General features: G+C 75.4%; 6 protein-coding genes. 5 read left to right on the forward strand and 1 reads right to left on the reverse strand.

The window, feature by feature from the left end; translation table 11 throughout:
• On the reverse strand, positions 1–748 hold a 748-nt coding region (locus HLB15_RS22330; RefSeq protein WP_249360521.1), incomplete at its 3' end, for an FUSC family protein.
• A gap of 115 nt (positions 749–863) precedes the next feature.
• Here HLB15_RS22330 and HLB15_RS22335 point away from each other — a divergent pair.
• The 5 genes from HLB15_RS22335 to HLB15_RS22355 all read left to right on the forward strand — a co-directional run.
• Positions 864–1,082, forward strand: coding sequence for a hypothetical protein (locus HLB15_RS22335; protein ID WP_171108789.1), 219 nt, complete (start codon positions 864–866; stop codon positions 1,080–1,082).
• Between the two features lie 12 nt (positions 1,083–1,094).
• Positions 1,095–2,135 carry a DNA topoisomerase IB gene (locus HLB15_RS22340; protein ID WP_171108790.1) on the forward strand — a complete coding sequence of 347 codons (1,041 nt, stop codon included), beginning with the start codon at positions 1,095–1,097 and terminating at the stop codon, positions 2,133–2,135.
• Positions 2,136–2,212: 77 nt separating this feature from the next.
• Entirely contained in the window at positions 2,213–2,896 is a 684-nt protein-coding gene (locus tag HLB15_RS22345) for a PAS and ANTAR domain-containing protein (protein WP_171108792.1), read from the forward strand.
• Positions 2,897–3,021: 125 nt separating this feature from the next.
• Positions 3,022–4,719 carry a carbamoyltransferase family protein gene (locus tag HLB15_RS24925; RefSeq protein WP_171108794.1) on the forward strand — a complete coding sequence of 566 codons (1,698 nt, stop codon included), beginning with the start codon at positions 3,022–3,024 and terminating at the stop codon, positions 4,717–4,719.
• Positions 4,716–4,935: glycosyltransferase family 2 protein (locus tag HLB15_RS22355; RefSeq protein ID WP_376699421.1), on the forward strand; the 220-nt coding region annotated here is incomplete at its 3' end. The genes HLB15_RS24925 and HLB15_RS22355, both read left to right, overlap by 4 nt.

Here is a 4,935-nt window from a genome sequence, read left to right on the forward strand (position 1 = left end):
AGCCCCCGTACCGGCGTGCGCGCACGTTGGCGCGTGCCGCCTCCCGGGCCGCGGCGACCGACTCGCGGGCGCGGGCGATCGTCGGGGCGACCTCGCGGCGGCGCTCCTGCCACTCCTGCGCGCGCAGCGGCCCCTCGGTCTCCAGGCGCCCGGCGAGCACGTCGACCTCGTCGGCCAGCACGTCGCGCAGCCGGTCCAGCGCGAGCTCGGACGGCGTGAGCGGCAGGGGCGGCACGACGAGGTTGACGGCGACGCCGATGCCGGCGCCGACCACGAGCAGGCCCGCGAAGGCGACCGTGTACTCGACCTTCTCCGCGCCGCCGAGGACGAGCACGAACAGCGCGGAGGTGACCACCCAGGTGCCCATCTCGCCGAACAGGCGCCACCCGGCGAACAGGAGCGCGACCGCGACCACGACGGCGATCTCGACGACCACCGGCACGGCGAGGGCGCCGACGACGCGCGCCAGCACCGCCCCGAGCAGCACGGCGCCGACGGCCTGGGCGGAGTCCTTCACCGAGCGGACAGCGGTGCTCGACACCGCCACGACGGCACCCAGCGGCGCGTAGTAGGGGTACTCGGCGAACGGCGGCGGGGCCACCAGGCCGACCAGCCACGCCAGGGAGGCCGCCACGGCGCCCTTGAGCGCCATCGACCACCGTGGGTGGCGGACCCACTGGTGGTGCAGCCAGGTCAGGACGCGCGAGCGCGGGACGACCCGCGGCGTGCCCTCGGCGGGGACAGGCATGCGCCGAGTCTAGGAGCGACCGTGCCCGCCGACCGGCGCTCCCGGTCCTGACGTGCGAGTGGACGCCTCCCGCGCCACAGTGAGCGTGCCAGACGATCCGAGCCCGGGAGGCACGATGAGCGAGAACGACAGCAGCCAGGACACACCGGGTACCGACGAGCGCACGCGCACGCCCGACGTCGACCAGATCCCCCAGGGCGAGCACGGCGAGGCGGGCGACGCGAACCACCGCGACCCGGTCCGCGGCGAGGTCCCGGCGGACGGCCCCGTCCCGGAGGAGTCCCGCAAGGACGACCCGGACAAGGAGGGCGAGGACCGCTTCGACGCGGGCTGAGACGCCAGCGGGATGGACGACCAGCTGCGCGGCGCGGACGGGCTGACCCACAGCTGCGACTCCGACCGCGGCATCCGCAGGCGGCGGCACGGCAAGGGCTTCACGTACCTGGACCACCGGGGCGAGCGCGTCACCGACCCGGAGACCCTCGCACGCGTCAAGGAGCTCGTCGTGCCGCCCGCCTGGACCGACGTGTGGATCTGCGCCGACGCGTCCGGCCACCTCCAGGCCACGGGCCGCGACGTCAAGGGCCGCAAGCAGTTCCTCTACCACCAGCGGTGGCGCGCCTACCGGGACGGGGTCAAGTTCGACGACCTCGTCGCGTTCGGCGACGCCCTGGTCGACCTGCGCAAGCGGGTCGACGCCGACATGCGCTCGCCCCGCCTGGACCTCGACCGGGTCGTCGCCACCGTGGTGTGGCTGCTCGACGCGACGCTCGTGCGCGTCGGCAACGACGAGTACGTGCGCTCGGGCGAGTCGTACGGGCTGACGACGCTGCGCACGCGGCACGCGACGATCACGGGCTCGCAGGTCCGCTTCCGGTTCCCCGGCAAGTCGGGCACGACCAACGACGTCACGGTCCAGGACCGGCGCGTGGCGAACATCGTGCGGCGCTGCCGCGACCTGCCGGGCCAGCAGCTCCTGCAGTACGTGGACGGCGACGGCACACGCGCCGTCGACTCGCGGGACGTCAACGAGTACCTCGCCCGGGTCACCGGCTCCGACCACACGGCCAAGACGTTCCGCACCTGGGGCGCGAGCGCGCTGGCCTTCGGGCACCTGCGGCACCTGGAGCCCACCTCGCAGCGCGAGCACGACGCGCAGCGCGTCGAGGCGGTGCGGCAGGCCGCCGCCCGCCTGCACAACACGCCCGCGGTGTGCCGCAAGAGCTACGTGCACCCCGCGGTGCTGGCCGACGACCGGGCCGAGATCGACCGCCTGCTGCGACGGTCCCGCGCCAACGGGTCGCGCTCCTCGCGGTGGATGGACGCCGACGAACGCGCGCTGCTCAAGTACCTGCGAGCCGCGGGCCGGACGGGTCCGCAGCAGTGAGTGGCCTGCTCAGGGCTCGCATTTCTCCGGGATCGGGTGCAGAGTGTGGTGAGGTGTCCCGGCCCGCAAGGAGCGCTGTGAACGAACCGCAGACCTCGCCCGCGTCGCCCTCGCCCGAGTCCCTCGAGGCCGCGCTCGCGCCAGGCAGCGCTGCCCCGGTCGGGCGCTACCTCCTCGAGCTGAGCAGCGGCCGGTGGACCTGGTCGGACGAGGTGTTCGTCATGCACGGGTTCCGCCCCGGCGAGATCGTGCCCACCACCGAGCTCATGCTGTCGCACAAGCACCCCGACGACCGCGCCCGCGTCGACCACGTGCTGCGCAACGCCGCCGCCACGGGTCGGCCGTTCAGCTCGGTGCACCGCGTCTACGACGCGCACGGGAGGCTCCGCACGCTCGCGGTGACGGGGCAGTCACGCCGCGACCCCGCGACCGGCGAGGTCTCCGAGCTGTACGGCTACTTCATCGACGTGACCGAGGCCAGCCGCGAGGAGGCGCAGCGGGAGGCGACGGCGTCGATCCGCGCGTCGGCCGAGAACCGGGCGGCGATCGAGCAGGCCAAGGGCGTCCTCATGGTGACGTTCGGCACCGACGCCGAGGGCGCGTTCGAGCGCCTGCGCGCGGCGTCCAACCGGCTCAACGTGCCGGTCCGTGACCTGGCGGCCTGGCTGGTGCACTGGTTCTCCGGCCCCGGCGTGACCGAGTTCCCCACGCCCGAGCAGGTCGAGGACTTCCTCACGGCGCCCGTGCCCGCCGACGACTGAGCGGCCCCGATCGCCCGAGGGCGGCGCCGCCGCCGGAGAAGCGGTTCGGGATGCGAGTGGTGCACGTCACCCTCAGCGTAGGAGAACCGGAAGAAGCCCGGTGACGACCATCTGTGGAGGTCATCGTGCGCGTCCTCGGCGTCAACGCCCTGTTCCACGACCCGTCGGCAGCCCTCGTCGTCGACGGCCGGGTGGTCACGGCGGCCGAGGAGGAGCGCTTCAGCCGCCGCAAGCACGGCAAGCGCCCCGTGCCCTTCGCCGCGTGGGAGCTGCCGGAGCAGGCCATGCGCTGGTGCCTGGAGGCCGGCGGCCTGGCGCCGGGCGACCTGGACGCCGTCGCCTACTCCTTCGACCCCGGGCTGGCCGAGCCCGCCGAGGACATGGGCTTCGACGATCCCTGGGACTGGCTCCGGCTGCGGTACGCCGAGCGCGCGCCGCAGTTCCTCGCCACCGCGCTGCCCGGCCTCGACCCGGGGCGGGTCCGCTGCGTCCCGCACGAGGTGGCCCACGCGGCGTCCGCGGCGCTGGCCGCGCCGTTCGACGTCTGCAGCGTCATGTCGCTCGACGGCCGCGGCGAGCGCACCTCCTTCCTCGCGGGCCGGTACGACGGCGGACGGCTCGAGGTCCTCGCGAGCCAGGACCTGCCGGACTCCCTCGGGCTCGTCTACGAGTCGCTGACCGAGCACCTCGGCTTCCTGCGCTCGAGCGACGAGTACAAGGTCATGGCATTGGCGTCCTACGGCAGGCCGCGGTTCCTGCCCGAGCTGCGCGAGCTGTGGCGCACCACGCCGGAGGGCGGCTTCACGGCGCGCGCCCCCGACTGGAGCCGGTGGACGCCGCGCGCGGCACCCGGCGCCGTCGAGGAGCCGGCGCGCGGCGCGCCCCCGCCGGGGCAGGCCGACCTCGCCGCCTCCGTGCAGGCCCGCCTCGAGGAGCTGCTCGTCGAGCTCGCCACGCGCCTGCACGAGCGCACGGGCGACGACGTCCTCGCCCTGGCGGGTGGGACCGCGCTGAACTGCGTCGCGAACTCGCGCGTCTGGCGCGAGTCGCCGTTCGAGCACGTGTGGGTCCAGCCGGCCGCGGGCGACGCGGGCACCGCGCTCGGCGCCGCCCTCCAGGTCACGGCCGAGGCGGGCGTCCCGGTGCACCCCATGACCACGGCAGCGCTCGGCCGCTCGTGGCCCGACGACGCCCTGGCCGACGCCCTGCGCGCCGCGCGCGTGCCGTTCACGACGCCCGCCGACCTCGCCGGCGAGGTCGCGGCCGTCCTGGCGGACGACGGCATCGTCGCCTGGTTCGACGGCCGGGCCGAGCTCGGGCCCCGCGCGCTCGGGCAGCGCTCCCTCCTGGCCCACCCCGGCAGGGCCGGCAACACCGAGCGGCTCAACGAGGTCAAGGGCCGCGAGCAGTTCCGGCCCGTCGCCCCCGTCGTGCTGCTCGAGGACGCCGCCGAGATCTTCTCGGGCGGCCCGGTACCCAGCCCGTACATGCTCTTCGTGCACGACGTCGCGCCGGCGTGGCGCGAGCGCGTCCCCGCCGTCGTGCACGTGGACGGCACCGCGCGGATCCAGACCGTCGACGACGACCAGCCCCGCCTGCAGGCCCTGCTGCGCGCCTTCCGGGCACGCACCGGGCTCCCGCTCCTGGTGAACACGAGCCTGAACACGGCGGGGCGGCCGATGGTCGACAGCCCGCGCGACGCGCTCGAGCTGTTCGGCTCCGCGCCCGTCGACGTCCTCGTGCTCGGGCCGCACCTCGTGCGGCGGGGCGACCTCGCGGCAGACCACGCGGCCCACCCGGCGACACCAGGGGCCGGCCGATGACGCCCGCGTACGCCGTGGTGGTACCGACGGTCGGCCGCCCGCAGCTCACGGCGCTGCTCGCCTCCCTCCGCGAGGCGGGCGCGCGCGGCCCCGCGCCGGCCGAGGTCGTCGTCGTCGACGACCGCCCCTTCCCCGGTCACGGGACCAACCCGCCGCTCGACCTCGGGCCCGCGCCGGTGGCCGGCGTCCGCGTCGTCCGCACCGGCGGGCGCGGAC

The sequence above is a fragment of the Promicromonospora citrea genome, from assembly GCF_013004695.1.
Taxonomy (GTDB): domain Bacteria; phylum Actinomycetota; class Actinomycetes; order Actinomycetales; family Cellulomonadaceae; genus Promicromonospora; species Promicromonospora citrea.

What these genes read in the sequence shown, in the direction of transcription:
- HLB15_RS22340 (WP_171108790.1), top strand. Translation starts at nt 1,095, where the DNA reads ATGGACGACCAGCTGCGCGGCGCGGACGGGCTGACCCACAGCTGCGAC.
- HLB15_RS22335 (WP_171108789.1), top strand. Translation starts at nt 864, where the DNA reads ATGAGCGAGAACGACAGCAGCCAGGACACACCGGGTACCGACGAGCGC.